22 protein-coding genes are annotated in these 26,624 nt (G+C 56.0%); 14 read left to right on the top strand and 8 right to left on the bottom strand.

What is annotated here, in order from left to right:
• Positions 1-34: 34 nt before the first annotated feature.
• Positions 35-1,489 (bottom strand): cysteine--tRNA ligase, encoded by a 1,455-nt coding sequence (gene cysS, locus A7P97_RS02235; RefSeq protein ID WP_067530211.1) that lies wholly within the window; start codon positions 1,487-1,489, stop codon positions 35-37.
• An 80-nt stretch (positions 1,490-1,569) separates the two neighbouring features.
• Positions 1,570-2,076, bottom strand: coding sequence for a hypothetical protein (locus A7P97_RS02230; RefSeq protein ID WP_067530210.1), 507 nt, complete (start codon positions 2,074-2,076; stop codon positions 1,570-1,572).
• Positions 2,077-2,306: 230 nt separating this feature from the next.
• Here A7P97_RS02230 and A7P97_RS02225 point away from each other — a divergent pair, with 230 nt between their 5' ends.
• The 14 genes from A7P97_RS02225 to A7P97_RS02160 all read left to right on the top strand — a co-directional run bounded on the left by A7P97_RS02225 (position 2,307) and on the right by A7P97_RS02160 (position 17,580).
• Positions 2,307-2,963, top strand: a complete 657-nt coding sequence (locus A7P97_RS02225; protein WP_067447517.1) for an OmpA family protein — start codon at positions 2,307-2,309, stop codon at positions 2,961-2,963.
• A 462-nt stretch (positions 2,964-3,425) separates the two neighbouring features.
• Complete coding sequence (locus tag A7P97_RS02220; RefSeq protein WP_067530209.1) at positions 3,426-4,814, top strand: MATE family efflux transporter; 1,389 nt, start codon at positions 3,426-3,428, stop codon at positions 4,812-4,814.
• Positions 4,807-5,832 (top strand): UDP-N-acetylmuramate dehydrogenase, encoded by a 1,026-nt coding sequence (gene murB / locus A7P97_RS02215; RefSeq protein WP_067530208.1) that lies wholly within the window; start codon positions 4,807-4,809, stop codon positions 5,830-5,832. The genes A7P97_RS02220 and murB overlap by 8 nt, the downstream gene beginning before the upstream one ends.
• Before the next feature lie 168 nt (positions 5,833-6,000).
• The gene (locus A7P97_RS02210) at positions 6,001-6,645 is read left to right on the top strand and encodes a TetR/AcrR family transcriptional regulator (protein WP_067530207.1); all 645 of its coding nucleotides are present in this window, start codon (positions 6,001-6,003) and stop codon (positions 6,643-6,645) included.
• A 308-nt stretch (positions 6,646-6,953) separates the two neighbouring features.
• Positions 6,954-8,138 carry a 1-deoxy-D-xylulose-5-phosphate reductoisomerase gene (gene ispC / locus A7P97_RS02205; protein ID WP_067530206.1) on the top strand — a complete coding sequence of 395 codons (1,185 nt, stop codon included), beginning with the start codon at positions 6,954-6,956 and terminating at the stop codon, positions 8,136-8,138.
• A gap of 334 nt (positions 8,139-8,472) precedes the next feature.
• The gene (gene rseP, locus A7P97_RS02200) at positions 8,473-9,816 is read left to right on the top strand and encodes an RIP metalloprotease RseP (RefSeq protein WP_067530928.1); all 1,344 of its coding nucleotides are present in this window, start codon (positions 8,473-8,475) and stop codon (positions 9,814-9,816) included.
• Between the two features lie 3 nt (positions 9,817-9,819).
• Positions 9,820-12,216 (top strand): outer membrane protein assembly factor BamA, encoded by a 2,397-nt coding sequence (bamA, locus tag A7P97_RS02195; RefSeq protein ID WP_067530205.1) that lies wholly within the window; start codon positions 9,820-9,822, stop codon positions 12,214-12,216.
• Positions 12,217-12,225: 9 nt separating this feature from the next.
• Positions 12,226-12,729 carry an OmpH family outer membrane protein gene (locus tag A7P97_RS02190; protein WP_082880674.1) on the top strand — a complete coding sequence of 168 codons (504 nt, stop codon included), beginning with the start codon at positions 12,226-12,228 and terminating at the stop codon, positions 12,727-12,729.
• Between the two features lie 72 nt (positions 12,730-12,801).
• Positions 12,802-13,833 (top strand): UDP-3-O-(3-hydroxymyristoyl)glucosamine N-acyltransferase, encoded by a 1,032-nt coding sequence (gene lpxD, locus A7P97_RS02185; RefSeq protein WP_067530204.1) that lies wholly within the window; start codon positions 12,802-12,804, stop codon positions 13,831-13,833.
• Between the two features lie 3 nt (positions 13,834-13,836).
• A complete protein-coding gene (gene fabZ / locus A7P97_RS02180; RefSeq protein ID WP_067530203.1) occupies positions 13,837-14,301 on the top strand; it encodes a 3-hydroxyacyl-ACP dehydratase FabZ in 465 nt (154 codons plus the stop codon).
• 120 nt (positions 14,302-14,421) lie between these two features.
• Positions 14,422-15,198 carry an acyl-ACP--UDP-N-acetylglucosamine O-acyltransferase gene (lpxA, locus tag A7P97_RS02175; protein ID WP_067528220.1) on the top strand — a complete coding sequence of 259 codons (777 nt, stop codon included), beginning with the start codon at positions 14,422-14,424 and terminating at the stop codon, positions 15,196-15,198.
• Between the two features lie 141 nt (positions 15,199-15,339).
• A complete protein-coding gene (locus A7P97_RS02170) occupies positions 15,340-15,681 on the top strand; it encodes a hypothetical protein (RefSeq protein ID WP_185737531.1) in 342 nt (113 codons plus the stop codon).
• 138 nt (positions 15,682-15,819) lie between these two features.
• The gene (locus A7P97_RS02165) at positions 15,820-16,782 is read left to right on the top strand and encodes a tRNA-dihydrouridine synthase (protein ID WP_067530201.1); all 963 of its coding nucleotides are present in this window, start codon (positions 15,820-15,822) and stop codon (positions 16,780-16,782) included.
• A 69-nt stretch (positions 16,783-16,851) separates the two neighbouring features.
• Positions 16,852-17,580 carry a TIGR02117 family protein gene (locus A7P97_RS02160; RefSeq protein WP_067530200.1) on the top strand — a complete coding sequence of 243 codons (729 nt, stop codon included), beginning with the start codon at positions 16,852-16,854 and terminating at the stop codon, positions 17,578-17,580.
• A 351-nt stretch (positions 17,581-17,931) separates the two neighbouring features.
• Here the strand turns inward: A7P97_RS02160 and A7P97_RS02155 are convergent, their stop codons facing one another.
• The 6 genes from A7P97_RS02155 to mfd all read right to left on the bottom strand — a co-directional run bounded on the left by A7P97_RS02155 (position 17,932) and on the right by mfd (position 26,432).
• Positions 17,932-18,483 (bottom strand): DNA-3-methyladenine glycosylase I, encoded by a 552-nt coding sequence (locus tag A7P97_RS02155; RefSeq protein WP_067530199.1) that lies wholly within the window; start codon positions 18,481-18,483, stop codon positions 17,932-17,934.
• A 4-nt stretch (positions 18,484-18,487) separates the two neighbouring features.
• Positions 18,488-19,630: a DUF1294 domain-containing protein gene (locus A7P97_RS02150; protein WP_067530198.1), complete on the bottom strand. Its 1,143-nt coding sequence runs from the start codon at positions 19,628-19,630 to the stop codon at positions 18,488-18,490.
• Between the two features lie 236 nt (positions 19,631-19,866).
• The gene (locus tag A7P97_RS09970; RefSeq protein WP_125080439.1) at positions 19,867-20,103 is read right to left on the bottom strand and encodes a hypothetical protein; all 237 of its coding nucleotides are present in this window, start codon (positions 20,101-20,103) and stop codon (positions 19,867-19,869) included.
• A gap of 419 nt (positions 20,104-20,522) precedes the next feature.
• Positions 20,523-21,194 carry a hypothetical protein gene (locus A7P97_RS02145; RefSeq protein ID WP_067530197.1) on the bottom strand — a complete coding sequence of 224 codons (672 nt, stop codon included), beginning with the start codon at positions 21,192-21,194 and terminating at the stop codon, positions 20,523-20,525.
• Between the two features lie 63 nt (positions 21,195-21,257).
• Positions 21,258-22,613: a YqeG family HAD IIIA-type phosphatase gene (locus A7P97_RS02140; protein WP_067530196.1), complete on the bottom strand. Its 1,356-nt coding sequence runs from the start codon at positions 22,611-22,613 to the stop codon at positions 21,258-21,260.
• A gap of 126 nt (positions 22,614-22,739) precedes the next feature.
• Complete coding sequence (mfd, locus tag A7P97_RS02135; protein WP_067530195.1) at positions 22,740-26,432, bottom strand: transcription-repair coupling factor; 3,693 nt, start codon at positions 26,430-26,432, stop codon at positions 22,740-22,742.
• Positions 26,433-26,624 lie beyond the last annotated feature (192 nt).

Genomic DNA, 26,624 nt, shown 5'->3' with positions numbered 1-26,624 from the left:
TAGCCTTTGTTTGCTTACAGCCAACTCCAACCCGTCAGCCGCGTGTCCAGCTGGTGCCGTCCGCGCCGTCGCGCAGGGTGATGCCTTGCTCGGCGAGCAGGTCGCGGATGCGGTCGGATTCGGCCCAGTTTTTGTCGGCGCGGGCTTGTTTGCGCCGGGCGATGAGGGCTTCGATTTCTTCGTTGCTCAAACCGTTTGCGGGCGCGCCGCCTTGCAGGAATTCGGTGGGGTTGCGTTGCAGCAGCCCGATGGTGCCGGCAAGGGCTTTGAGGCAGCCAGAAAGCTCGGCAGACCGGGTTTTGTTGGCTTCGCCGGCCAGCTCGAACAATACGGCCACGGCCTGCACGGTGTCGAAATCGTCGTTCATGGCGGCGAAGAAGCGGCGGGTGTAGTCGTTGGCTTCGGAGGCTACCTGAAGATGGTTTTCACGAGTTTCGGCAGAGCCAAACTCGGCTGCGGGCGGCACGTTGGCCAGGGTGTTGTAGAGGCGGGTGAGGGCGTTTTTGGCGTCGTCGAGGTGCGCATCCGAATAATTCAGCGGGCTGCGGTAGTGGGCGCGCAGGATGAAGAAGCGCACAACTTCGGGATCGTATTGCTTCAGCACGTCGCGGATGGTGAAGAAGTTGCCCAGAGATTTGGACATTTTTTCGCCGTCCACGCGGATAAAGCCGTTGTGCAGCCAGTATTTAACGTGGCTGGCGATGCTTAGGCCGTGGTGGGTGTGCGCGTGTTCGTGTCCGCAAACATGGCCGCTGGCGCCAACGCTTTGGGCGATTTCGTTTTCATGGTGCGGGAACTGCAAATCTGCGCCGCCGCCGTGGATGTCGAAGGTGTCGCCGAACAGCTTGTCGCTCATGGCGGAACATTCGATGTGCCAGCCCGGGCGGCCGTTGCCCCACGGGCTTTCCCATGCCGGTTCGCCTGCTTTGGCAGCTTTCCACAGCACGAAATCGAGCGGGTCGCGTTTGAAACCGTCCACTTCCACGCGCTCGCCGGCGCGCAGGTCGCCCAGCGATTTGCCGGATAATTGGCCGTAAGAGGCAAACTCGCGCACGGCATAATAAACGTCGCCGTTGGCGGCGGGGTAGGCTTTGCCGTTGCGAATCAGGGCTTCAATCATGGCAATCATCTGCGGGATGTTTTCCGTGGCCTTCGGCTCAACGTCGGGGCGCAGCACGCCCAAGGCATCGGCATCTTCGTGCATGGCTTGGATGAAGCGGGCGGTGAGCTCGCCGATGGTTTCTCCGTTTTCGGCCGCGCGGGCGATGATTTTGTCGTCGATATCGGTGATGTTGCGTACATAAGTGAGCGGATAGCCGCACTCGCGCAGCCAGCGGGCAATCATGTCGAATACCACCATCACGCGGGCGTGGCCGAGGTGGCAGTAGTCGTACACGGTCATGCCGCAAACGTACATGCGCACGTTTTTCGGGTCGATGGGGGCGAAGGGCTCTTTTTGGCGGGTGAGGGTGTTGTAGATGCTTAGCATAATGGCAATGGATGTGGTTAGTTAAAAATTAGAGGCTACCTGAAAATAAAACCACAGCGAAGTTTCTGTGCAGCCGAAATTTATTTGCTATCGGCTTCGGCGGGACAACTTGGGCCTTGGTAGGTGTAGTGCTGGTTAACTTGGGTGTTGTGGACGGAATTGCGTTCGGTATCGGTGGAGTTGATGGAGAAGGCAACGGTAGGGCGGCCTTGCAGGTCTTCTTTCAGCACCATGCTCACGGTATAAGCATCCAAACCAGGCTTGGCTTGGGCGGGGTTGAGCAGGGTGTAAACCCGGCCGTGGCCGGTTTGGCGTTCTTCAAACCGGCCTTGGGGATAGAGGCCGATGGTGCGCCGGCGTATTTGTTCTTGCAACCAGGCTTGGCTATCGGCAGGGATACAGACTTTCCGCTCGGCATGGATAGAGGGCGAACGCGGGAACGGAATAGCATCGGGCTCATCGGCGGGGCGGTAGTTGCCGCCATCGTTGCCCTGATATAGATAGAGGCCGGCGGGGAGCTCGGCGTGGGAAAAAGCAGCGGCAAACAAGGCGAGCGCGGGCAGGAGGAGGCGGGAGAGGCGCGGCATGTTTTCAGGTATCCTATCAGGTTGTTGGGAAGGGCATTGTAGCCGAAAGCCTTGTTTGCAGCCACCTGACGGGCAAATGTAAACAAACATTTGGAAAGTTTTGGAAACGGTAAATGTTGCAGCGGCGGCTTTTGTTTGCGCGGCGGCTCGCCTATAGTAACTGCTGCAAGCAGCGTGCTTTATATTAACTTTTTGTTTTCAATGAAATCTACAAAACAAGGGAACCGATTATGATGAAACGTCTAACCGTTTTAACCCTGGCCGCCACCTTTGCCCTGAACGGCTGCGTTACCGACCCGGTTACCGGCCAGCAGACTATTTCCAAAACCGCTCTATTCGGCCTCGGCGGCGCGGCGGCCTGCGGCGCCATCGGGGCACTGACTCACGGTGGCAAAGGCGCGCGCAATGCGGCACTGGGCTGCGGCGTGGTAGGTGCGGGTGTTGGTGCCTATATGGACGTGCAAGAGCGCCGTTTGCGCCAAGAACTGGCTAATACGCCAGTGGAAGTGCAGCGCCAAGGCGACCAAATCAAACTGACTATGCCCAGCGGCGTAACCTTCGCCACCAACAGCGCCAGCCTGAGCCCCGATGCGGTAAATTCGCTCAACACCGTGGCCAATGTGTTGACGCAGTATCCGGAAACCACCATCACCGTGGCCGGCCACACCGACAACACCGGCAACGACCGCATCAACAACCCCTTGTCTGAAAACCGCGCCCGCTCCGTGGCCGGCTACCTCACCGGCCGCGGCGTGGCTGCCAGCCGCATCAGTACCGTGGGCTACGGCTCACGTTCGCCGGTGGCTGACAACTCCACCGAAAGCGGCCGCGCGCAAAACCGCCGTGTGGAAATCTTAATCAACCCGACCACGCAGGCCGGCCAATAGTAAGCGTAATAGCTGAAACAAAGGCACGACGGAAGCAGCTCCAGCGTGCCTTTAGTTTTTTTTGGGGGGGGGGACAGCCGCCTTCATCAGGATCAAAGGCAATGCTGCTTTATTCAAATCTTCATCTCTATCTCTGCCGCAACAAAGGCTACCTGAAAACGAAGAACGAAGCGCGACACAGTCAAAACCAAAATGTGCCGTTTCACCGGCGTTCTCAGGTGGCTTTTGCGCCAGAACCCAGCTGTTTTCATGTTTTTCCGGTTTTGTCTACTCTAAAAACAGCATCCGGGCAGATTTTCCCAAGTAAAATCCGCAACACAGCAGGGAAAAATATTTTCTTCGACAAATCAAGCATACTATTGCAGAATATATTCATAAAACCAGAGCAGAAAGTGTTGCATTGCTACAACTTATGTTGCATTTCTGCTAAAATTACATCTATGTTCCACTCTCGTTTTGATTATGCTGCTCGACCTAAACCGTTATTCCACCGCCGTTTTCCGCAAAGAGTCCTCCAAATTGGGTGCTTTGGCGGTGCCCATGCTGCTGGCGCAGATTGCGCAAGTGGGGCTGGGGCTGGTCGATACCGTGATGGCCGGCGGTGCGGGCAAAACCGATTTGGCCGCCGTGGCACTGGGTAGCAGCGCATTCGTTACTGTTTACATAACCTTCCTCGGCATCATGACCGCGCTCAATCCGATGATTTCCCAAGAACACGGCGCGGGCGAAATCGAGAAAGTGGGCGAGCTGGGCCGGCAGGGCATATTGTATGGCCTGATACTGGGCATTGTGGGCATGATTCTGCTGTGGCTGATGATTCAGCCCATCAATGGCTTTTTAGACTTGGATGCCGAAGTGAAACGGCAATTTGCCGTGTATGTGGGCCTTATTGCCCTTTCCATGCCGGCAGCCATGATTCACCGTGCGCTGCACGCTTTTGCCTCCAGCTTGGGTAAACCCAACCCAATTATGTGGATGAGCTGGATTAGCCTGTTTTTAAACATCCCGCTCAACCATATCTTCGTTTACGGCGATTTAGGCATGCCTGCCTTGGGCGGCGCGGGCTGCGGCCTGGCCAGTACTTTGGTGTTCTGGTTTAACGCCGCCGCGCTGTGGGCTTATATTGCCAAACAGAAATATTTCCAACGATTCGGCCTGTTCGCGCGTTTCACCAATCCCAGCGCCAAGATTTTCCGTCAAATTACCAAGCTGGGTGTGCCGATCGGCTTGTCTTTCTTCCTCGAAGTGAGCCTGTTTACTGTGATGATGATGCTGATCGCCCAACTGCCGGGCAATGCCGAAGACCACGTGGCCGCACAGCAGGTGGTAAACAGCATCACCAGCCTGATTTATGTGATTCCGCAAGGCATCGGCGCGGCAGTAACCGTGCGCGTGGGCTATGCCATCGGTGCCGACCGCTATTTCCAGGCGCGTTATGCCTCCGGCGTGGCCTTGGCCTGCGGCTCGGCTCTGGCCATTGTCACCGCGGTACTCACTCTACTGTTCCGCTATCCGATTATGCGCGTTTACACGGATGACCAGGCCGTGATCGGGCTCGGCGCCACTATCCTGCTGTTCGCCGCTGCCTTCCAATTGGCCGACGCCATCCAATGTATTGCCTCCTACGCCTTGCGCGGCTATAAGGTAACCAAACTGCCGATGGTGATTCACGGCATCGCCTTCTGGGTGGTAGGCCTCGGGCTGGGCTGCCTGTTGGCCTTCGGTACGCGTATGGGGATTTACGGCTTCTGGGCGGCGCTGGTGCTGTCGCTAGGCTGTGCCGCTGCCGCCCTCTTATGGTGTTTGGCGGTAGTAAGCCAAGAAATGCTGGAACATGAAGACGATGAATAGACTGCAATACGATGCCGATTTAACCGCACTGAACACCTTCGGCCTGCCCGCCCGCGCCGCCGCACTCTACACGCTGGACGCCGCCGAAAGGCTACCTGAGATTTTCCAACTGCCCGAATACCGTCGCGAGCACACCCTGTGGCTGGGCGGCGGCAGCAATATCCTGCTGATGAAAAACTATGGCGGGCTGGTGGTACGCATGGCCAATAAAGGCATTTCCGCACCCGAGCCGGTCAGCATCGGCAAAATGCGTATTACCGCGCAGGCCGGCGAAAACTGGCACGATTTCGTGCAGCGCACCATCACACTAGGCTTGAGCGGGCTGGAAAACCTCAGCCTGATTCCCGGCACAGTGGGCGCCGCGCCGGTGCAGAACATCGGCGCCTACGGCGTGGAAGCCGAAAGCTGTATCGAAACCGTACACGCTTGGGATTTAGACAGCGGCAAACCGGTATCGTTCAGCCATGCCGACTGCCGTTTTGCCTATCGCAACAGCATGTTCAAACAATCCGGCGGCCGCTTCGTGATTACCGCGGTAACGTTCGTGCTGGATAGCGAATTCAAACCCAAGCTGCACTATGGCGACGTGCAAGCCGAAGCCGAAACCCTGGCTCAAGGCGCGCCGCTCACCGCTGCCATCGTGGCCGAGGCCGTGTGCCGCATCCGCCGCCGCAAGCTGCCCGACCCCGCCGAAACCGGCAGCTGCGGCAGCTTCTATAAAAACCCCATCGTTCCCGCCGAACAAGCCGCCGCGCTGAAGAAGCAGCACCCCGCCCTGCCGGTATACCCCCAGCCTGGCGGTCAGGCCAAACTCGCCGCCGGCTGGCTTATCGACCAATGCGGGCTCAAAGGCCACCGCGAAGGCCATGCCGCCGTACACCAAAAACAAGCCCTGGTGCTGATTAACCTCGGCGGCGCCAGTGCCGAAGACGTACGCCGTCTGTCCGAACACGTGCAAAACAGCGTTTACCAACGCTTCGGCGTGCGGCTGGAGCCCGAGCCGGCGTGGCTGGAATAAGGAAGCTGAAGCATATTTTTCCTACCAAGCGGCGAAGCACAGCCGTATGAAAAATAAGTGCTTTATCTATAAGGCAATACAATCGATAATGTATTAAAATCCCGCTATATCATTTTCAGGTAGCCTCTTGCACAGGCATAATTCACATTGCAGCCAAGGAGATAACCCATGCCCAGGAAGCCCGGCAAACCCAACACCTACAACCGGATCATCGACATCAGCCTCCAGCTGTTCAACGAGGAGGGTGAGCGCAACATCAGCACCAACCACATCTCCCAACACCTCGGCATCAGCCCCGGCAACCTGTACTACCATTTTCGCAATAAAGACGAAATCATCGTTCAGCTGTTCCAGCGCTACAGCAACAAACTGCTCGACTACATCCGTCAAACCGAGCTGCCCGACAGCATGGCCAAGATGGGTGGATACCTACAGGGTGTGTACGACATCCTGTGGGAATACCGCTTTTTATTCAGCGATGTAAACACCCTGCTCTCCCGCAGTAAGCAGCTTTTAGGCGAACACAACGAATTCACCCATGTGAAAATCTCCCCGCTTTTGGTGAAAATCTTCATCGAACTACGCGACAAAGGCATCATCGAAGCCGACGACGAAGCCCTGCGCGAACTCGGCCTAAACGTGTGGCTGCTCACCAAATACTGGTTCGACTTCGACAACTCCCAGCACATCGGCTGCTGGGACGAAAACGCCAAGCGGCGCGGCATCTACCAAACCATGAGCCTGATACGCGGCTTTGTGAGCAAAGAGCACTACCCAAACTACTGCGAACTGATGGCGCAATATCGTTCCTAAAACAGCAGACCAAACGGCAGCCGGAAACCGCCTTTCCGCTGCCGTTGAATATTGTGGGCGGCTTGGCGGCATTTTCCCGCGACTGCCATGCCCGGCAAGCTGAGGCCGTCGCAAAACCCAGCTTGTTTCCCCCAACATTTTCAGGTAGCCTGCCGCCCGCATTGAAGGCTACCTGAAAAATAAATCTGCCTCCCTGCCCTTCCATATACTGTCGATTAAGTTTAAGCAGAATCAGACAACAAGCCAACACCATGCTGGTTTAAAATGAATCACTATAAGCAAAAAAAGCTACCTGAAACACACCAACCATGATCCAATCCCTCACCATCCTCGGCAGCACCGGCAGCATCGGCAGCAGCACGCTCGATGTGGTTGCCCGCCACCCCGAACGCTTCCGCATCTTCGCCCTCAGCGGCCACAGCCAAACCGCCAGGCTGGCCGAACAATGCATTGCCTTCCGTCCGCAATACGCCGTAACCGCCAACGAAGCGCAAGCCGCCGAACTGCGCGCGCACCTGGCCGCCGCCGGCTGTCAAACCGAAGTGCTGCACGGCGAACAAGCCTTGTGCGACATTGCCGCCGCGCCGGAAACCGACGGCGTGATGGCCGCTATCGTTGGCGCTGCCGGCCTGCCACCCACATTGGCCGCCGCCCGCGCCAGCAAAACCATCTACTTGGCCAACAAAGAAACGCTGGTGGTTTCAGGTAGCCTCTTCATGCAAACCGCCGCCCAATCCGGCGCCCGAATCCTGCCGGTGGACAGCGAACACAACGCCATCTACCAAGTGTTGCCGCCGGAAAAAGGCTACCTGAAACATAATGGCGTGCAATCCATCATCCTCACCGCTTCCGGCGGCCCCTTCCTGCACACCAACTTGGCCGACTTCCCCGCCATCACACCCAAGCAGGCGGTAAAACATCCCAACTGGCAGATGGGGCGCAAAATTTCCGTGGACAGCGCCACCATGATGAACAAAGGCCTGGAGCTTATAGAAGCACACTGGCTGTTCAACTGCCCGCCGGAGAAACTGGAAACCGTTATCCACCCGCAAAGCGTGGTGCACAGCATGGTGCGCTATGCCGACGGCTCGGTGCTGGCGCAAATGAGCACGCCCGATATGCGCACGCCCATCGCCTACTGCCTCGGCCTGCCCGAACGCATCGCCTCCGGCGTGCCGCCGCTGGATTTCGCCGCCCTCTCCGCGCTCACCTTTGAAACGCCCGACTACCGCCGCTTCCCCTGCCTGGAACTGGCCTATCAGGCCATGCAGGCCGGCGGCGGCGTGCCCTGCGTGCTCAATGCCGCCAACGAAATCGCCGTGGCCGCCTTTCTGGCCGACCGCATCCGCTTCACCGACATCGCACACACAGTGCGGCATTGCTTGGAACAGGATTTTTCAGGTAGCCACCACAGCCTGGAAGGCCTGCTGGATTTGGATGCCGCCGCCCGACGCGTCGCAGAAGCGTTTGTGCAGCAAGTGGCGCATCGCTGAACATCTTTTTCATGCCAGGCAGCAAGCCGCATGAGTGATGCGGCAAGCCAAGCCAATATATAGTGAATTAACAAAAATCAGGACAAGGCGACGAGCCGCAGACAGTACAGATAGTACGGCAAGGCGAGGCAACGCTGTACTGGTTTTTGTTAATTCACTATGACAGACCTTCGCTATTGGAGCAGGCTTTGTCGGGAACCTCTGTTTCCATTACAATTACGTTTTTCTTCCTGCAGCCGATTGGCGGCTGAGGCTACCTGAAAATACGGTATTCCCTTTTTCAGGTAGCCTGCATCCGATTCGCCTGCTTCAAGGAGCTTCTTGTTTGTTTCTTTTGCACACACTCGGCGCGTTTATCGTTGCCATCCTGATTTTGGTCAGCCTGCACGAACTGGGGCATTTGCTGGTGGCACGCTGGTGCGGCATCAAAGTGCTGCGCTTTTCGGTGGGCTTCGGCAAGCCGTTCTTTAATAAACGCTGGCGCAATATCGAATGGTGCCTGGCGCCGATTCCGCTGGGCGGCTATGTGAAAATGGTCGACACCCGCGAAAGCGACGTGGCCGAGGCCGACCTGCCCTACGCCTTCGATAAGCAACACCCGTTCAAACGCATGCTGGTGGTAGCCGCCGGCCCGCTCACCAACCTCGCGCTGGCCGTGCTGCTCTACACCTTCTCCTTCGGCTATTTCGGCGCGCAGGAAGTGCGCCCGATGGTGGGCATGGTGATGCCCGACACACTGGCCGCCAAAGTAGGCTTCCAGCCGGGCGACACTATCACTGCCGTAAACGGCAAGCAGGTGCTCACTTGGGGCGACGCACAATCGGAAATCATCCTGAATTTGGAAGCCGGTAAGGTTCAGGTAGCCGTGCGCGAGGCCAACGGCAGCCAAACCACGCGCACTATTGATGCCGCCGGTACGCCGGAAGCGGAAGCCGTGGCCAAACGCGGCGGCTGGTTCGGCATCACCGCCCTGCGCCTGAACACCACGCTCGCCTCTATCCAGCCCGGCTCCCCCGCCGAGCGTGCCGGTTTGCACAAAGGCGACCGCGTGGTGGCCGTGGACGGGCAGATCGTGCACACTTGGCCGGATTTAACCACCGCCATCCGCCAACACCCGCAAGACAAACTGACAATCGATATTTTGCGCGGCGGCAAACCGCTTCAGGTAGCCTTGCGCCCCGACAGCCGTGAAGACCGCAACGGCGAACGCTACGGCTATGCCGGTTTTGAAGCCGAAGTCGACCGGCAATGGATGTCGCTTTCCACCTACCGCTACCGGCCCACCTGGCTGGGCGCTGCCGAAATGGGCATGCAGCGCGTGTCTTCCTACACCGCGCTTACCGGCCGCCTGTTTGCCCGCCTGCTCACCGGCCAGGCTTCCGTAAGCCACATTTCCGGCCCGATCACCATCGCCAGCTATGCCGGCAAAACCGCCTCCGCCGGCATTCAGGATTATTTGGAATTCCTCGCCGTGGTGAGCATCAGCCTGGGGATTTTGAATTTACTGCCGATTCCTGTTTTAGATGGCGGCCATTTAATGTATTATGCCGCCGAATGGATTCGCGGCAAGCCCGTTAGCACCAATGTGCAAATGTGGGGATTGCGCCTCGGCCTCTCCCTGCTGCTGATGCTGATGCTGCTGGCTTTTTTCAACGATATCACCCGTTTATTGGGATAAAGCATGAAACTGAACAAACTTACCTTCTCTTTGTTTGCAGCCGGATTGTCTTCTTGGGCGCTGGCCGCCGCACCGTTTACCATCCAAGATATCCGCATCGAGGGTCTGCAGCGCACCGACCCTTCCACTGTATTAGGCCACCTGCCGGTTAAAGTGGGCAGCACCTTCACTGATGGCGAAGGCGAACAAATCATCAAAAACCTCTATGCCACCGGCCTGTTCGACGACGTGCGCGTGGAAACCATGGGCAACCAAGTGTTATTGACCGTAGTGGAACGCCCCATCATCAACACGCTCACCGTTACCGGCGGCAAAATCCTGCCCAGCGACGCGATCAAGAAAAATCTCGACAGCTTCGGCCTGGGCCAATCGCAGCCATTCAACCAAGCGATCCTAAACCAAGCCGTGGCCGGCCTGCAGCAGGAATATGCCAACCAAGGCAAACTCTCTGCCACCATCACCCCCGAGATTTCCCGCCTCTCGCGTAACCGTGTGGACATCACACTGAAAATCGACGAAGGCCCTACCACCCACATCAAAGAAATCGACTTTGAAGGCAACCAGCACTTCTCCAACCGTACTCTGCGCCGTCAAATGCAGATGGATCGCCACGGTATGTTGAGCTGGCTCTCCAAAGACGACCGTTTCTCCGACGAAAAATTCCGTCAAGACCTGCAATCCATCACCGATTTCTATCAAAACGAAGGCTTCTTTGAAGGCCGGGTGCAGGATGCCGATGTGCGCTACAACGCCGACCGTACCGAACAGACGCTGTGGATTAAAGTACACGAAGGCGAACGTTACCGTTGGGGCAAAGTGCGCATCGAAGGCGATACCCGCGAAGTGCCGCGCGAAGAGTTGGAAGCCCTGCTGAAAATGCGCGAAGGCCGCCGCTACAACCGTTCACAGATGGTAGAAAGCCTGCAAGCTATCCAAGACCGTATGGGTCAGGCTGGTTACGCCCTGGCTCAAGTGGGCGTGCAGCCGCAGCCCGACCAGGCCAACCACACCGTGGATTTCGTTCTAACGGTAAATCCCGGTCGTAAATACTATGTGAATCAAATCCACATTTCCGGCAATAACAAAACCCGTGATGCCGTTATCCGCCGCGAAATGCGCCAAACCGAAGCAGCACCCTACGATTCGGCCAAACTCAACCGCTCCAAAGACCGTATCCAGCTCTTGGGCTATTTCGACGATGTGAAAGTGGAAACCCGCCCGCTGCCCGATACGCCTGACCAAGTGGATGTGGATGTATCCGTGAAAGAACGCTCTACTGGTTCGGTGGAAGTGGCTGCCGGTTGGGTGCAAGACACCGGCTTGGTACTTTCTGCCGGCGTGGCACAAGATAACCTGTTCGGCACGGGCAAATCTGCCAACTTCCGCATTGCACGCGGCAAAACTCAAAATACCGCGTCCCTGTCGTTTACCGATCCCTACTTCACTCCCGACGGTGTGAGCTTGGGCTACGACATCTACTATCGCGGCTACATGCCCTATAAATCCAGCTCCAGCTCCAGCTCCAACAACTACGAAACTACCCGTATCGGCTTAGGTGCGCGTATGGGTGTGCCGGTTACCGAGTATGACCGCGTAAACTTCGGCCTCGCAGTGGAGCACCTGAACGTGAAACTGCATGGCGACGTAAATTATCAACCCTACCGCTACCGCCAGTTCCTCCAAGAACATGGTGAGAAAAACTGGATTCTCAAAGGCAATATCGGTTGGGGACGCAACAAAACCGACGATGCCCTGTGGCCAACCCGCGGTTACACCACCAGCGTAAACGCCGACCTAGGCTTGCCCGGCGGTGATTTAAAATACTACATCCTTACCCACGACCAACGCTGGTTCTTCCCCTTAAGTAAGAGTTTCACCCTGATGCTGGGTGGCGAAGTGGGCTATGCCGGCTCCTACGGCGGCACCTCCACTGTACCCTTCTTCAATAACTTCTACGGCGGCGGCCTGGGTTCCGTGCGCGGCTACGAAAGCGGTTCTCTGGGCCCGAAGGTGTACGAAATTTACGGCAACTCTCGCAACATCGTCAATTACGGCGGCACCTATAAAGCCTATGCCTCCGCCGAGCTGCTCTTCCCCTTCCCCGGCGTGAAAGACCAGCGCTCCGTGCGCCTGAGTGTATTTGCCGATGCCGGCAGCGTGTGGGATGGCAAAAACTACAACACCGGTGCCTACAGCTCTACTAACCCCTACGGCACCAACGGCTACTACAGCCAAGACCATCGCTCCACCTTCAGCAACGAATTGCGCTATTCTGTGGGCGCAGCGCTAACTTGGCTTTCGCCACTAGGCCCGATGAAATTCAGTTTCGCCCACCCGATGCGCCGGCGGGATAACGACCAGATCCAACGTTTCCAATTTCAATTAGGCACGACTTTCTAAGGAAAGCAGATGATGAAGATTAATCTCCCCCGTATAGCAGCGGCAGCTGCTGCGATGCTGCTCGCATTGCACGCCGCGGCCGACAGCATACAGAAGCTGGGGTTTATCGATACTGAGCGTGTGTATCAGCAGTCCACCCAAGCGCAGCGTATCCAAACCATCCTGCAAAACGAATTCAGTGCCCGACAGCAGGCACTGCAACGGCTGCGTAATCAAGGTATTGCCCTGAAAACCAGGCTCGACCAGGGGCGCCTGAGCACCACCGAACGCCGCCGCACAGAGCAGCAGCTGATTGCCTTGGATAGGGATTTGCGCCGCCAGGCCGCGCAGCTCACTGAAGAATACAACCTGCGCCGCAACGAAGAGTTCGCTGCCCTGCAGCAAAATGCCAACCGCGTGATTACCGAGCTGGCACAGCGCGATGGCTATGACTTGATTATCCAAGACGTTATCTACGTAAACAGCAAATTCGACATTACCGACCAAGTTATTCGCGCCCTCAATAACCAATAAAGGCTACCTGAAAATTCCGGCCTCCCTGCCGCAAAACAGGCTACCTGAAAGCGAAACTTCACCGAAGTTAAAATGCAGAAACAGCTTTCCCACATTATCGCCGCCTTGGGCGGCACGCTTGCCGGGCAAGACATCGCCATCAGCCGTATTGCCCCGCTGCATACCGCACAAAAAGGCGACATCAGTTTTGTTTCCCACCCCAAACACCTGCCCGAAGCCCTGGCCAGCCAAGCCGGCGCGCTGATTGTGCACCACAAATTGGCCGACAAACTGCCCGGCCGCAATCTGATTGCGTGCGACAACCCGCAACTCTATTTCGCCCAAACCGCCCGCCTGTTCCACCCCGCCCCCGCCGCCAATCCCGGCATTCATCCCAGTGCCGTGGTGGAAGCAAGCGCCATCGTGCCCGATAGCTGCGAAATCGGTGCCAACGTTTACATCGGCAACTGCGTTGTGCTGGGCGACGGCTGCCGCATCCTGGCCAACTGCGTGGTGGAAGCCAACTGCGTGCTTGGCGAGCATACCGTGCTGCACCCCAACGTAACCATTTATGCCGGCTGCCGCCTCGGCGAGCGTGTGGAGATCCACTCTGGTACCGTGATTGGCGCAGACGGCTTCGGCAATGCCTGGGCGCAAGACCATTGGTACAAAATCCCACAAGTGGGCGGCGTGGAAATCGGCAACGACGTGGAAATCGGCGCCAATACCACCATCGACCGGGGCGCGATCGAAGACACCGTGATTGCCGAGGGTGCGAAAATCGACAACCTCGTGCAAATCGCCCACAACGTGCACATCGGTGCCCACACCGCCATCGCTGCCTGCGTTGGCATTGCCGGCAGCACCCATATCGGCGCCTACTGCCAAATCGGCGGTGCCGCCATGTTTGTCGGCCACATCCACGTGGCCGACCGCACCTTCATCGGCGGCGGCACCCTTGTAGCTGCCTCCATCAACCAGCCAGACTACTACGCCAGCTCCTATCCGCTGCAAACCCACCGCGACTGGGTGAAAAATGCCGTACACCTGCGCCGGCTCAACGAACTGTACCGCCGCGTGAAAACACTGGAAAACACAATCAACTATCCCGAAAACAAGGATTAATCCATGCAAATCGAAAATATCGAACTCCCGCTGGACGTTCGCACCCTGCAACGTCTGCTGCCGCACCGCTACCCCTTCCTGCTACTGGATCGCGTAATCGGTTTTGAAAAAGAAAAAAGCCTCACTGCCATTAAAAACGTTTCCGTAAACGAGCCGTTTTTCCAAGGCCACTTCCCTGATTTCCCTGTGATGCCGGGCGTGTTGATTATCGAAGCGATGGCACAGGCTGCCGGCGTGCTCGCCATCCTCAGCCAGGGCGAGCGCAAAGAAAACGAAATCTACTTTTTCGTCGGCATCGACGAAGCCCGCTTCAAACGCCAAGTTGTGCCCGGCGACCAAGTACAGATTCATCTGGACGTCATCACCCACAAGCGCGACATCGGCAAATTCAAAGCCACCGCCACCGTAGACGGTCAAATCGCCGCCGAAGCCGTCATTATGTGCGCCAAACGTGCGGTGGATAAATAAGCCGGCAAGCTAGGCAACACCCTTTTCAGATAGCCTCCGCCAAACCGCCCACCGCATTTCGCACAAACCATTTTCAGGTAGCCCCTACCCCTGTAAAGCCCGCTGCCACAAGGAAACCCCATGTCCCTAATCCACCCCACCGCGATTATCGACCCCAAAGCCGAGCTCGACAGCAGCGTTAAAGTCGGTGCCTACACCGTCATCGGCCCGAACGTGCAAATCGGTGCCGGCAGCGAAATCGGCCCGCACGCCGTTATCGAAGGGCACACCACCATCGGCGAAAACAACCGCATTTTCCAATTCGCCAGCCTGGGCGCCATACCGCAAGACAAAAAATACCGCGGCGAACCCACCCGCCTGATTATCGGCAACGGCAACACCATCCGCGAATTCACCACCTTCAACCTCGGCACCGTAACCGGCATCGGCGAAACCCGCATCGGCGACGACAACTGGATCATGGCCTACTGCCACCTCGCCCACGACTGCGTGATCGGCAGCCACACCATCTTCGCCAACAACGCCTCCCTCGCCGGCCACGTTACCATCGGCGACTACGTCATCCTCGGCGGCTACACCCTCGTATTCCAATTCTGCCAAATCGGCAACTATGCCATGACCGCCTTCGCCGCCGGCGTACATAAAGACGTGCCCCCCTACTTCATGGCCGCCGGCTACCGCGCCGAGCCAGCCGGCATCAACAGCGAAGGCATGCGCCGCAACGGCTTCACGCCCGAACAGATCACCAATGTGAAAAACGCTTACAAGATCCTCTACCGCCAAGGCCTGGCCTACGAAGAAGCCTGCAGCCAGATTGCCAAAACCGCTCAAATTTTCCCCGAGCTGGCCGTGTTGCGCGATTTCCTTGCCGACTCACAACGCAGCATCATACGCTGACCCCCAAGACCATCTGAAACAACCAAACCGTTTTCAGGTAGCCTGCCGTTTTCCCCTTCAGCAAGCCCCCACCGCCATGCCCACACGCTGCCTTATCTTCGCTTCTGTCCATTCTGCTGTTGTCTGCCGCAGGCGCAGCGCATGAACCGCGAAATCGTGCGCAAAGAAGACCGACGCGCCCGGCTGTATGAACATTTCCGCGGCAGCCTGTCCCAAGGCAAATCCAAACCCCAGCAAATCAACCTGCGTGCCGGCAAACACTACACCTTCTTCGCCGATTGCAGCCGCCAATGCAACAACATTAACCTCACCCTGCTGCGCGACGGCCGCACCCTTATCGCCGACACCGATCCCCATGCCTCCCCCATGTTTGGCTGGTATGCCCGCCAAAGCGGCCAATACACCCTCACCATGCCCAACTGTATCGACCGCGTGTGTGATTACAGCATTCAAGTATTCGAAAGCAGCCAAAAAATCCTCTAGCCGCCAAATCGGGGCGCACACAACTCGTGCAGATTTTGCTGAAGCCCAACAAACGCTGATGGCATGAAATACCTCTGCCACAAATTTTTCAGGTAGCCTCTATCTCAAAGGCTACCTGAAAACTTAAAATACCCCCCCATGAACCTAATTCTAGCCCCCATGCAGGGTCTGCTCGACCCCGTCATGCGCCGCCTGCTCACCGACATCGGCAGCTACAGCGAATGCGTTACCGAATTCGTCCGCATCACCCACACCCTGCACTCCCGCGCCACCTGGTGGCGGCATATGCCCGAAATCGACCACGGCTGCCGCACCCGCGCCGGCACCCCCTGCACCCTCCAGCTGCTCGGCAGCGACCCCGACAACATGGCTGCCAACGCCCAAGCCGCCGTGGCCGCAGGCGCGCAAAAAATCGACCTCAACTTCGGCTGCCCCGCCCCCACCGTCAACAAACACCAAGGCGGCTCCATCCTCCTGCGCGAGCCCGAACGCATCCGCCAAATCGTCTCCACCGTGCGCCAAAGGCTACCTGAAAACATCCCCCTTACCGCCAAAATGCGCCTCGGCTACGAAGACGGCTCCCGCGCCCTCGAATGCGCCCAAGCCATCGCCCAAGGCGGCGCCTCCGCGCTGGCCGTGCACGCCCGCACCAAAATAGAAGGCTACCGCCCGCCTGCCCATTGGGAGCAAATCGCCCCCATCCGCCAAGCTCTCAACATCCCCGTCATCGCCAACGGCGACGTATTCAGCCTGGCCGACTACCTCGCCATCCGCCGCACCAGCGGCTGCCAACACGTCATGCTCGGGCGCGGCGCCGTCATCACCCCCGACCTCGCCCGCCAAATCCAGCGCCACAACCAAGGCCTCCCGCCCCGGCCCGCCGGTTTCGCCGACTACCTCGTGTGGATACGCCGATTCTTCCAACTCTGCCGCGAACACGCCGGCGACACGCCCTATCCCGCCGCCCGCCTCAAACAATGGCTCGGCATGATGAAAACCGCCCACCCCCAAGCCGCACACCTCTTCACCCAACTGCGCCCCCTCACCTGCCCCCAACAAATCGAACAACTGCTGGATAACTACCAGCCCCAGCCCGAATAAGCAAAGGCTACCTGAAAGCCAAGCCCCGCGAAGCCCAAACTTTCAAGTAGCCCCAAACCGCACGCCACCATGCACAAACTCTCCCGCCTCATCCGCCGCAGCCTCCTCAGCCTGGCCGCCCTCCTCCTGCTCTACGGCGCCGCCGTTTGGCTGCTGCCCCACATCAAAAGCCCCGGCCAACCCGAAGGCGAGCCCAAAATCACCGTATGGCTGCTCTCCAACGGCGTGCACACCGACATCGTCGTTCCCACCTTCAGCAGCGAAGCCGACTGGCGAGCCGTCTTCCCCGCCGAACACACCCGCAGCCAAGAATACGCCCCCTGGCTCGCCATCGGACTGGGCGATAAAAACTTCTACCTCACCACCCCCACCTGGGCCGACCTCAAATTCAGTACTGCACTCAAAGCCGCCACCGGCCTATCCAACAACGCCGTCCACGCCACCTACTACCCCAGCCTCGAAGGCTGTACCCGCTGCGCCCCCATCCGCATCAGCCGCGCCCAATACCGCCGCCTCGTTTCCTACATCCGCCAAAGCCTGCAATGGCAAAACGGCCACACCCTCCCCATCCCCACCGACATGGTCTACGGCGAAAACGACGCCTTCTACGAAGCCGTCGGCAGCTACAACCTCTTCTACACCTGCAACACCTGGACCAACAACGCCCTCAAAACCATGCACACCGACGCCGCCCTCTGGACCATTACCGAACAAGGCCTCTTCCACCACCACCCGCCCCAACCGCCCGCCGGCGGAAACGAAGGACTGCCGGAAACAACATCGCAACCCGGCGATTGAGGCTACCTGAAAATATAGTGAATTAACAAAAATCAGGACAAGGCGGCGAGCCGCAGACAGTACAGATAGTACGGCAAGGCGAGGCAACGCTGTGCTGGTTTTTGTTAATTCACTATACACCTTCAACGAAGTTCAAACAGTCCGAATACAGCACCACCCAATCCCGCCGTTAAAGGCTACCTGAAAATTCGAAAGAACCGGCAAAACTAAACGGCAGAGCCACTTGCCGCCCTGCCCCGCCACATAAGCTATCGCCCACAGCCAAACCAAAAGGCTACCTGAAAACTCAGCTTCGCAGAACTCGCAAAGCTAAATTTTCAGGTAGCCTTTCTCTTATATACCTACACCGAATCAGCCCCGCAGCCACGGTGGATTGGCAGCGGCAGCGCGCTCGGCGGCGGGGCAGTCTTCGCTGTGCGCGCCTTTCAGGTAGCCTGTGCTCACCAAAAATTCGCGCACGATTTCGGAGCCGGTGAATTTGAAGGTACGGCGAAACAGCTTCACCCAATCGGCCAGCGGCTGCGGATGGTGGCCATCGAGCCAGTTTTTGAACGAACCGAATGCCTGTTGCAGCTGCAAGATTTGCTGCGCATTGTGGATGGCGGCATTGATTTTCAGGCGGTTGCGGATCACTTTCGCGTCGGCCAGCAGGCGTTGGCGATCGGCCTCGCCGAAGGCGGCCACTGCGGCGATGTCGAAGCCGGCGTAGGCGGCTCGCAGGCCGGCGGCACGTTGCAAAATCAGCGTCCAGCTCAAGCCGGCCTGGTTGATTTCGAGCAGCAGGCGGCCGAAGAGTTCGTTGTCGTCTTCGATGGGGAAGCCGTAGAGATGGTCGTGATAATGCTTGTTGGGGTCTGTGCTGTCAGCAGGCAGGCCGTTGGCAAAGGTGCAGTAGCTGTTCATGCGGCTAGTTTTTCAGGAAGGCAAACGCGGGCGAGCCGATAAAGTACACCAGCACAACATAAGTGCCCACGGCGTTGAGCGCCACGCTAAACCAAAAGGCGCGCACGAAGCGGATATTCGCAGTGTGCTGCTGATAACGCATCTGCGCCAACAGGCCGCCGGGCCAGCCGCCGAGCATGGCCAACAGGTGCAGCATGCCGTCGGGCACGCGGGTGCGGCCGCTTTGGGCGCTGCGCTTGTCCGTGCGGTAGAGAATAAGCAGCAGGCAGCTGGCCAGCAAATAGGCTGCGGCCAGCGGCAAGGAAATAAAGGATACGGCGGCAAGGAAGAGCAGGATAAACGTGCCGCCGAGCAGGCTTTCGCTGAAACCGCCGCCCAAAATCGTGCCGGAAGAAGGGCTTTCGCGGTCGGCCCAGCCCAGTTCGTAGCCTTGCGGAATCACACGGGTGGCCACCCATTCGCCGCCCCGCCGCCCCAGCACAAAGCTCACCTGCTGGTGGTTGGCCGGACTTTTATCGCGGAACACGAAGGCCGATTGAGGGAAAAACACCCGCGCTTTAATGGACTTAACCTTGATATAGCCCGATTTTTCCTCTTCGTTCCAGCGCACCACCTTGCCCACATAAGTTTCGCCGTTCACCAATTTATCTTGCCGCTTGGCCTGCTTGCGCTCTTTATGCAGCGCCTCTTCTTCTTCCGGGCTGCGCCGCTGCAGGCTGGATGTGGCGGCATTTTCCGCGCTATCGAGCAGCCAATAGCCGCTAACAGGATGGCTCTGCAACACGCCACGCAACACATCGCCCGGCTCGGGGGCAAGGTCGGTGGCGGCAAAAAGGTCGCCCACCAAAAACACGCCCAAAGGCGGCTCGTCGCCATTGTTCACCACATCGGCCACGCCGGTGCGCTCTGAGGCATCCCACACACGCACGGCAGCATCCACAATCCGCCCCTCGCGCCACTTGCGCCCCGGCTCGGCAACCTCCTCACCGCCATCAGCCGCCGGTTGCGCAGGAATTTCAGCCAACACAGCAGCCTGCGACTCAGCTACCGCTGCGGCAAGCGTTTCAATTGCGGCAGGCTCAATCTCAGACGCCCCAGCGGGCAAGGTTTGCGGCGCAATTTCGGGCAATTCGTTTTCGGTGTTCATGGCGGGCGGAAAATAGGATTTGGAAAAAGAGAAAGGCTACCTGAAAAGCACCCGTCTGCCAAGCAGCAGGCGGGGGTTGGGGGAATTTGCAGGCAATCTGTTACAGGTATCGGCAAGGAAGCGAAGATGCCTCATCAAAAGGCTACCTGAAAAGTGCATGGCGACACAGGAAGCATTGATTGTCCACATTGGTAACAAGTACCCATTCTACAGATACTCTGCTCACGTTGTGCTTGCTACTCTGTATCAATTAGCGCCACAACCAATGACATAACTGGAACAAATATAAATATAAAATTATATGTTGTTGGTGTAGTTAATGATTCTACTATCTCCTGCAATGTTTGAAACCCTAATCTATTAAGATAAATATCACCTACAACAATAAATATTGCATAAATTATCGATAGAATGAGTGTTGTACCATATAATGAACCCAACATAACTATAAAAGTAAATAGTTTCCGATTCATTCTTATCTCCTTGCTTTAGCTGCCTTCCTCCTATCAGTTCCATTTCTAAAATATGGAAGTGATCTTTCCTCGGTTTTGGTTCTCAAAAACTCTCCACCTCCAGTACTACCAACAACTCCCGTAATATGTAGGTTGGACTGTAAACCCAACGTTTCGAGAGGTGTGATGGCTGCATTGGGTCTTAACCCAGCCTACGCTTACTATCCTTATTTTATAAAAATTACATCACCAGCAGAGCCACTAGCCTACATAGACTAGGTTTGAAGCCAATAATCAATTTTCAGGTAGCCTTCTATGCCACCAGTCATTCCACCACACTCTTCACTATCTTTATCTGCATGAAACGACTATATTATTTGAACCTTATACGTTTTTAAAAGGTTGTCTGAAGATTTCTCAGGTAGCTTTTAATCAACCGATCAACTATCATTCATATACTCATAAACTTTGTTGATTTGCTCGGGAATACTGCCCGAAAATCGATTTTCAAAAAATGCGCTCCCAATAGTAAATGCCCACGGCGAAACAGCCTTAACCTCATCCAATCTTTGATAGCTGTTAATACTTCCAGCCAAACATACTGGAATAGAAACATTTCTTACCAATTCCGCGTTGAGTCGGTTGGCATCGCCTACATACCGGTATCCCAGTAAATTAATACCATAAACCCCTTTTGCCGCATACTCCTGCGCCTCAGTAATAATATCTTCTATCTGGCCGGTCAAGACGGTCGGCCTTCCCTGAAGCCCGCCAACAAAAGGCATATACTTGATTTGATGTTCTTTGCAAAACTGATTAATAGAATCGAAATAACGGGTTCCCATTAAAATATCGCAACCGCACTCAAACGCAATCTCTGCTCCTACCAATCCCGCATCTTCTGTATATTCAACCACTTCTAAAAAAGTCGTCTTTCCACACTCTTTCATATAAGCATAAAGATGCTTCATGTTCTCCAAAGGCAGAGGCACTTCTTTAAATCCCCAAAACTTGGCTTTACTATGCCTACATTGTTCGAATATCTTAGCTGCCTCCAGCACCGTTTGATCATTATGCGTCAGCATTACGACAAGATTGTTTTTGGTTTGCATAAGATTCCTAATCTTATATAATTTAATTTTTTAATAATGCTGAAAATATAACATCTTATTTTGTTATTTGATTAATTCCTTTGGAATCAAGCATGGATCATACATGACCTTAGAACGATTCTTCCAAATCAATTTCTGTGCCAATACCTTGTCGGTTTTAAGGCAAATTATTTGCTGATAAATTTCAGAATGACGGTAGTATGATGAACCACGTTTTACAAAACAATGATTTTCTTCTATCAGTTGGTAGCGATGCTCAACAGGCACAGTACTTCTCAACTCTGCTTTCAATTCCCCATTTTCACACCAAACTAAAATCTGCATATCATGTGGAGTATTATTTTTAAAACGGTAATCGATATAATTATAAGATACTGATGTTCCAGATGAAAATGGCACCCTATTTCGTTCAGCACTGGGGTCGAGCGCATCAGAATGCGTATGCAATTCTATAATTTCCAATGGGCTATGCAATACCAACAAATTAAGTGTGTTAGCCAAATTGCACAAACCACCGCCCACACCCATTTTCAGCTTACCCTTACTGATCACCCTTCCTTCTTTATACCCTTTCCGTATACTGGTTTTTCCGACAAGGTGCCAAAATGAGAAAATTTCATTTGGCTTGATAACAATACCGTTAATCTTCTCACTCGCCAAGGCAAGATTAACAGCTTTATTTTGTTGTGAAATCGGATCTATACCCGGCCCATTCCGGATAATGTTCGAACTATGGCTATAAATCAGAACTGGAAGCTTTTCTATATTCCTGAACCGGGCAAATCGTGTTTTGGCATGGAGGTCACTTACATACCTCTTGGCAATTTCTTTATAACAGGAAATCTGATAAAACAAAGAATTGATATCACTGAAGTTACGTCGCCTTACAATAGCCTCTTTAGGTTTGATTTCAATTCGGTTTCTATATCGGCTATATTGAAAGCAGGTCAAAATCAATTTTTCCAGTTGCCGTTTCTTCCCTATAGGTTCGCTGGGGTCTTTTTGCAGAAAACGCACTAAAATACTGGCAATACCGGCGCGGTTTGCACCCAAAATATCTGTAAAAATTTGATCTCCAACAACTAATGCCTGCTGAGGCGTTATCTCCAATAAATCTAATGCCTTCATATAATTGAGCGAGTTTGGCTTATGGGCATCTGCAATAAATAAAGTATTAAGGGTTTCCGCAAACGGGGCGATACGTTTGGCATTGTTGTTGGACAATAAAAGTGTTCTAAACCCGATCTGATGCAGCATTTCAAACAAATCAATAATTTCTTGAGTTACCTCAGACCCATGATGCACCAAGGTATTGTCTATATCAAAGATCAATGCCCGATAGCCTTGCTGAAACAGGTTTTCATAATCTGGAGAAAAAACACTATTGATATAAGTATATGGATAAAACACCTTAAACATAACCACCCACCTTAAATTATTTAAATCCAGCCAGGTTTATTGTATCCAATCATCGTGGATAACTTCCTATTCAATCTTAAATAAAATATGCAATCTCAGTCACACCGATATTCTCAGACAGTCTTTCTATTTAGTGGCAGCTCTTCCCCTTAGTGTTCTCAACACATTCTTCACCATATTTATCCTCGCCTCCACATCCTCCATCTGAGCCGTAAACTTCAACTTATCCGCTCCGGCCAGCCGGTATTTTTTATCTGTCTGAATCAGCAGGATGATTTCTGTCGGGTCGATTTGGTGGTGTTTGCCGAAGGTAATGGTGACGGCTTCGCTGGTCGCATCAATGGCGTCTATGCCCAATTCTTTGGCCGCAAGCCGCAGGTGGTGGCTTTCGATGAGGGTTTTGACGGGTTGTTCGGGCAGACCGAAGCGGTCGACCAGTTCTTCGTGTATGGCGTTGATTTGCTGTACGGTTTCGCAGACGGCGAGGCGTTTGTAGAGGACGAGCCGTTCGTGGATGTCGGGGCAATAGCTTTCGGGCAGCAGGGCGGGGCTGTGCAGTTTGATTTCGGTGGTGATGCCCAACGGTGCGTCTAGGTCGGGCTGGCGGCCTTTTTTGAGGTCGCGCACGGCTTGTTTGAGCATTTCGGTGTAGAGCGTGAAGCCGACCTGTATCATTTCGCCGGATTGACCTTCGCCGAGGATTTCGCCTGCGCCGCGGATTTCCAAATCCTGCATGGCGAGGGTGAAACCTGCGCCGAGTTCGTCTGCCGCCGCGATGGCGTCGAGGCGTTTTTCTGCGTCTTTGGTGATGTATTCGGGCGTAAGCAGGTAGGCGTAGGCTTGGTGGTGGCTGCGGCCGACGCGCCCGCGAAGCTGGTGCAGTTGCGCCAGCCCGAATTTGTCGGCGCGGTTGATGATGATGGTGTTGGCGTTGGGGATGTCGATGCCGGTTTCGATGATGGTGGAACAGAGCAACACGTTGAATCTTTGCTGCAAAAAGTCGCGCATCACTTGCTCCAGCTCGCGTTCGCACAATAGTCCGTGCGCCACGCCGATACGGGCTTCGGGCAGCAGGGTTTCCAGCCGCTCGCGCATATTTTCGATAGTATCCACTTCATTGTGCAGGAAAAACACCTGCCCGCCGCGTTTGAGTTCGCGCAACACGGCTTCGCGCACGCTGCCTTCGCTGAAGGGTTTTACGAACGTTTTGACGGCGAGGCGGCGGCTGGGCGCGGTGGTAATCAGCGAGAAATCGCGCAGGCCTTCGAGCGCCATGCTGAGGGTGCGCGGAATCGGCGTGGCGGTCATGGTAAGGATATCGACATTGGCGCGCAGGCGTTTGAGCTGCTCTTTCTGGCGCACGCCGAAGCGGTGTTCTTCATCGATGATGACCAGTCCTAAGTTTTTGAATTTGATGTCATCCTGCACCAATTTGTGCGTGCCGATAACGATATCGACCGTACCGTCCGCCATGCCTTCCAGCGCGGCTTTGGTGGCTTTGCTGTTGTTGAAACGCGAAAGGCTGGCGACTTTCACGGGGAAATCGGCGAAGCGGTCGGCGAAGTTTTGCGCGTGCTGCTCGACCAGAAGCGTGGTCGGGGCGAGTACGGCGACCTGTTTGCCGCCCATCACCGCCACAAACGCGGCGCGCAGGGCGACTTCGGTTTTGCCGAAACCGACATCGCCGCACACGAGGCGGTCCATCGGCTTCGCCTGCGTCAAATCTTTAATCACGGCGGCGATGGCGGCGGCCTGGTCTTCGGTTTCTTCGTAGCCGAAGCCGTCGGCAAATGCCTGATAGTCCAACTCGTTGATTTCAAACTTGTGTCCCGATTGGGCGGCGCGTTGGGCGTAGAGATTGAGCAACTCGGCGGCGGTGTCGCGCGCTTTTTCGGCGGCTTTGCGCTTCGCCTTGTTCCACGCGCCGCTGCCGAGCTTGTGCAGGGCGACGTTTTCATGCGCCTGACCAGAGTAGCGGCTGATTAAATGCAGTTGCGAAACGGGGATATAGAGCTGCGCTTCGCCTGCATATTCCAGTTGCAGCATTTCGTCTTCGCCCATCAGCACCAGCCCGCGATACCGCCCGATGCCGTGTTCTTCGTGCACTACGGGGTCGCCGATGCTGATTTCCGCCAAATCGCGCAGGCTGCCGTCCGACACGGCAGCGTGCTTCTTGCGGCGGCTGTGGACGCGCGAACGGGCAACGTATTGATACAGCTCGGATTCGGTGATGACGGCGAGGTGCAGGCTGCTTTCGGCGTTGGGGCTACCTGAAAACGAGCAAAGCGGGTTTCTGCGAAGCAAAAATTCATCCGAGCCGTTTTCAGGTAGCCCTTCGGCGTACAGGCTGCCTGAAGCCTTTGAAGCTGCGGCACTTTGTCCCCTCTCCTGCGGGAGAGGGTTAGGGAGAGGGCTTGCGGCGGCGGTGGAAATTTCGGTTTGGGGCGCGGACGCGTTGCCCTCTCCCCAGCCCTCCCCCACGGGGGAGGGGGCGGGTTGCTGCCCGATTGAAGGGTGCAGGCTGCTTTCGCCCAACACAAACCCTTGCGACAACGGCGCGACGGCCAGCGCCACGCTGTTGGCTTTCAGGCTGCCTGAAAATCCGTCCGACAAAAATTCCGCCCAGCCCGACACGGGTTTCACGTCAAAGCCGTGCTGCTTCAAAAAGCCCGTCATCGTTTCGCGCCGCCCCGCGCTTTCCGCGCACAGCAGGATTTTGCCGCCGAAGGCAGCCTGAAAGCGCGCCAACGCCGCCAAAGGCTCGTCCGACTGGCGGTTCACGGCCACGTCCGGCAGGCCGCTCTCTGCATCCGCCTGCGTCCACACCTGCGGATAGCGTTTCAGGCAGCCTGCAAACTGGTCGGGCAGCAGATACAGCGACTGCGGCGGCAGCGGCGGATAGCTCGGGTCGCCCTGCGCCATCGCGTGCCGCGATTTCACCTCGTCCCAAAAACGGTGTGCGTGGGCGTGCACATCGTCCGTGCAGACGATAATCGCGTTTTCTCCAATATAATCAAACAAATCTGCGCAGCCGTCTTCAAAAAACAGCGGCAGGTAATATTCCACGCCCGCGCCGAACTGCCCCTTGCCCACGGCTTGGTACACGGTCGCCTCGTTCGGGTTGCTTGGGATTTCCTCGCGGAAACAGTTGCGGAAGATTTTCTGCGCGTCCGCATCGGTGGGGAACTCGTGCGCGGGCAGCAGGCGGATTTCGGACACGGGCGCGAGCGTGCGCTGCGTGTCGGGGTCGAAGGTTTTGATGCTGTCGATTTCATTGTCAAACAAATCAATGCGGTAGGGCAAATCCGCGCCCATGGGGAACAGGTCCACAATCCCGCCGCGCACGGCAAATTCGCCCGCCGCCACCACGTTGGACACGGCGGCATAACCCGCTTCCACCAGGTTTTCGCGCAGCCTGTCCAAATCCAGCGTCTGCCCCGTTTTCAGCCAAAACGTGCGCCCCATCAGGAAAGACGGCGGCGCAAGCCGCTGCATGGCGGTGGCAACGGGCACAAACAACACATCCACAGCGCCGTTTTTGAGCTGCCACAGCACGGACAGCCGCTCAGACACCAAATCCTGATGCGGCGAGAAACGCTCGTAGGGCAGCGTTTCCCAATCGGGCAGAAACAGGGTGTTGTCTTGCGGGCGGAAAAACTGCCACGCGGTTTGCAGGCGCAGCGCAGTTTCGGCATCGGGCGTGAGCACGAGCTTGGGCGGTTTTCCCGACAGGGCGGAGGCAAGGAAATAAGGCAGGCTGCCAGCGGAAAGCTGCGGCCAGCGGGATTTTTGCGCAGGTTTGGGCAGAGGGAGATTCATAGTGTACCGACAAAGGGGGGCGGCAGCCTGAAGGATGTTCGGGCTGCCAGGCAGGTGGTTTGGATTGTGGAAGAGTGAATTTTAGCAGATTGAAGCTACTTGAGAGATTTAGTTTTAATAAAACAAAAGATTAATAAACAGAATATTAAGAAGCCAGGCTCAATATTCTCGCTTCACAACGAACAAAGACAT

Origin of the sequence: Eikenella sp. NML070372 (assembly GCF_001648415.1) — a bacterium.
Taxonomy (GTDB): Bacteria; Pseudomonadota; Gammaproteobacteria; order Burkholderiales; family Neisseriaceae; genus Eikenella; species Eikenella exigua.
This window is presented reverse-complemented; position numbering and strand designations above follow the sequence as displayed.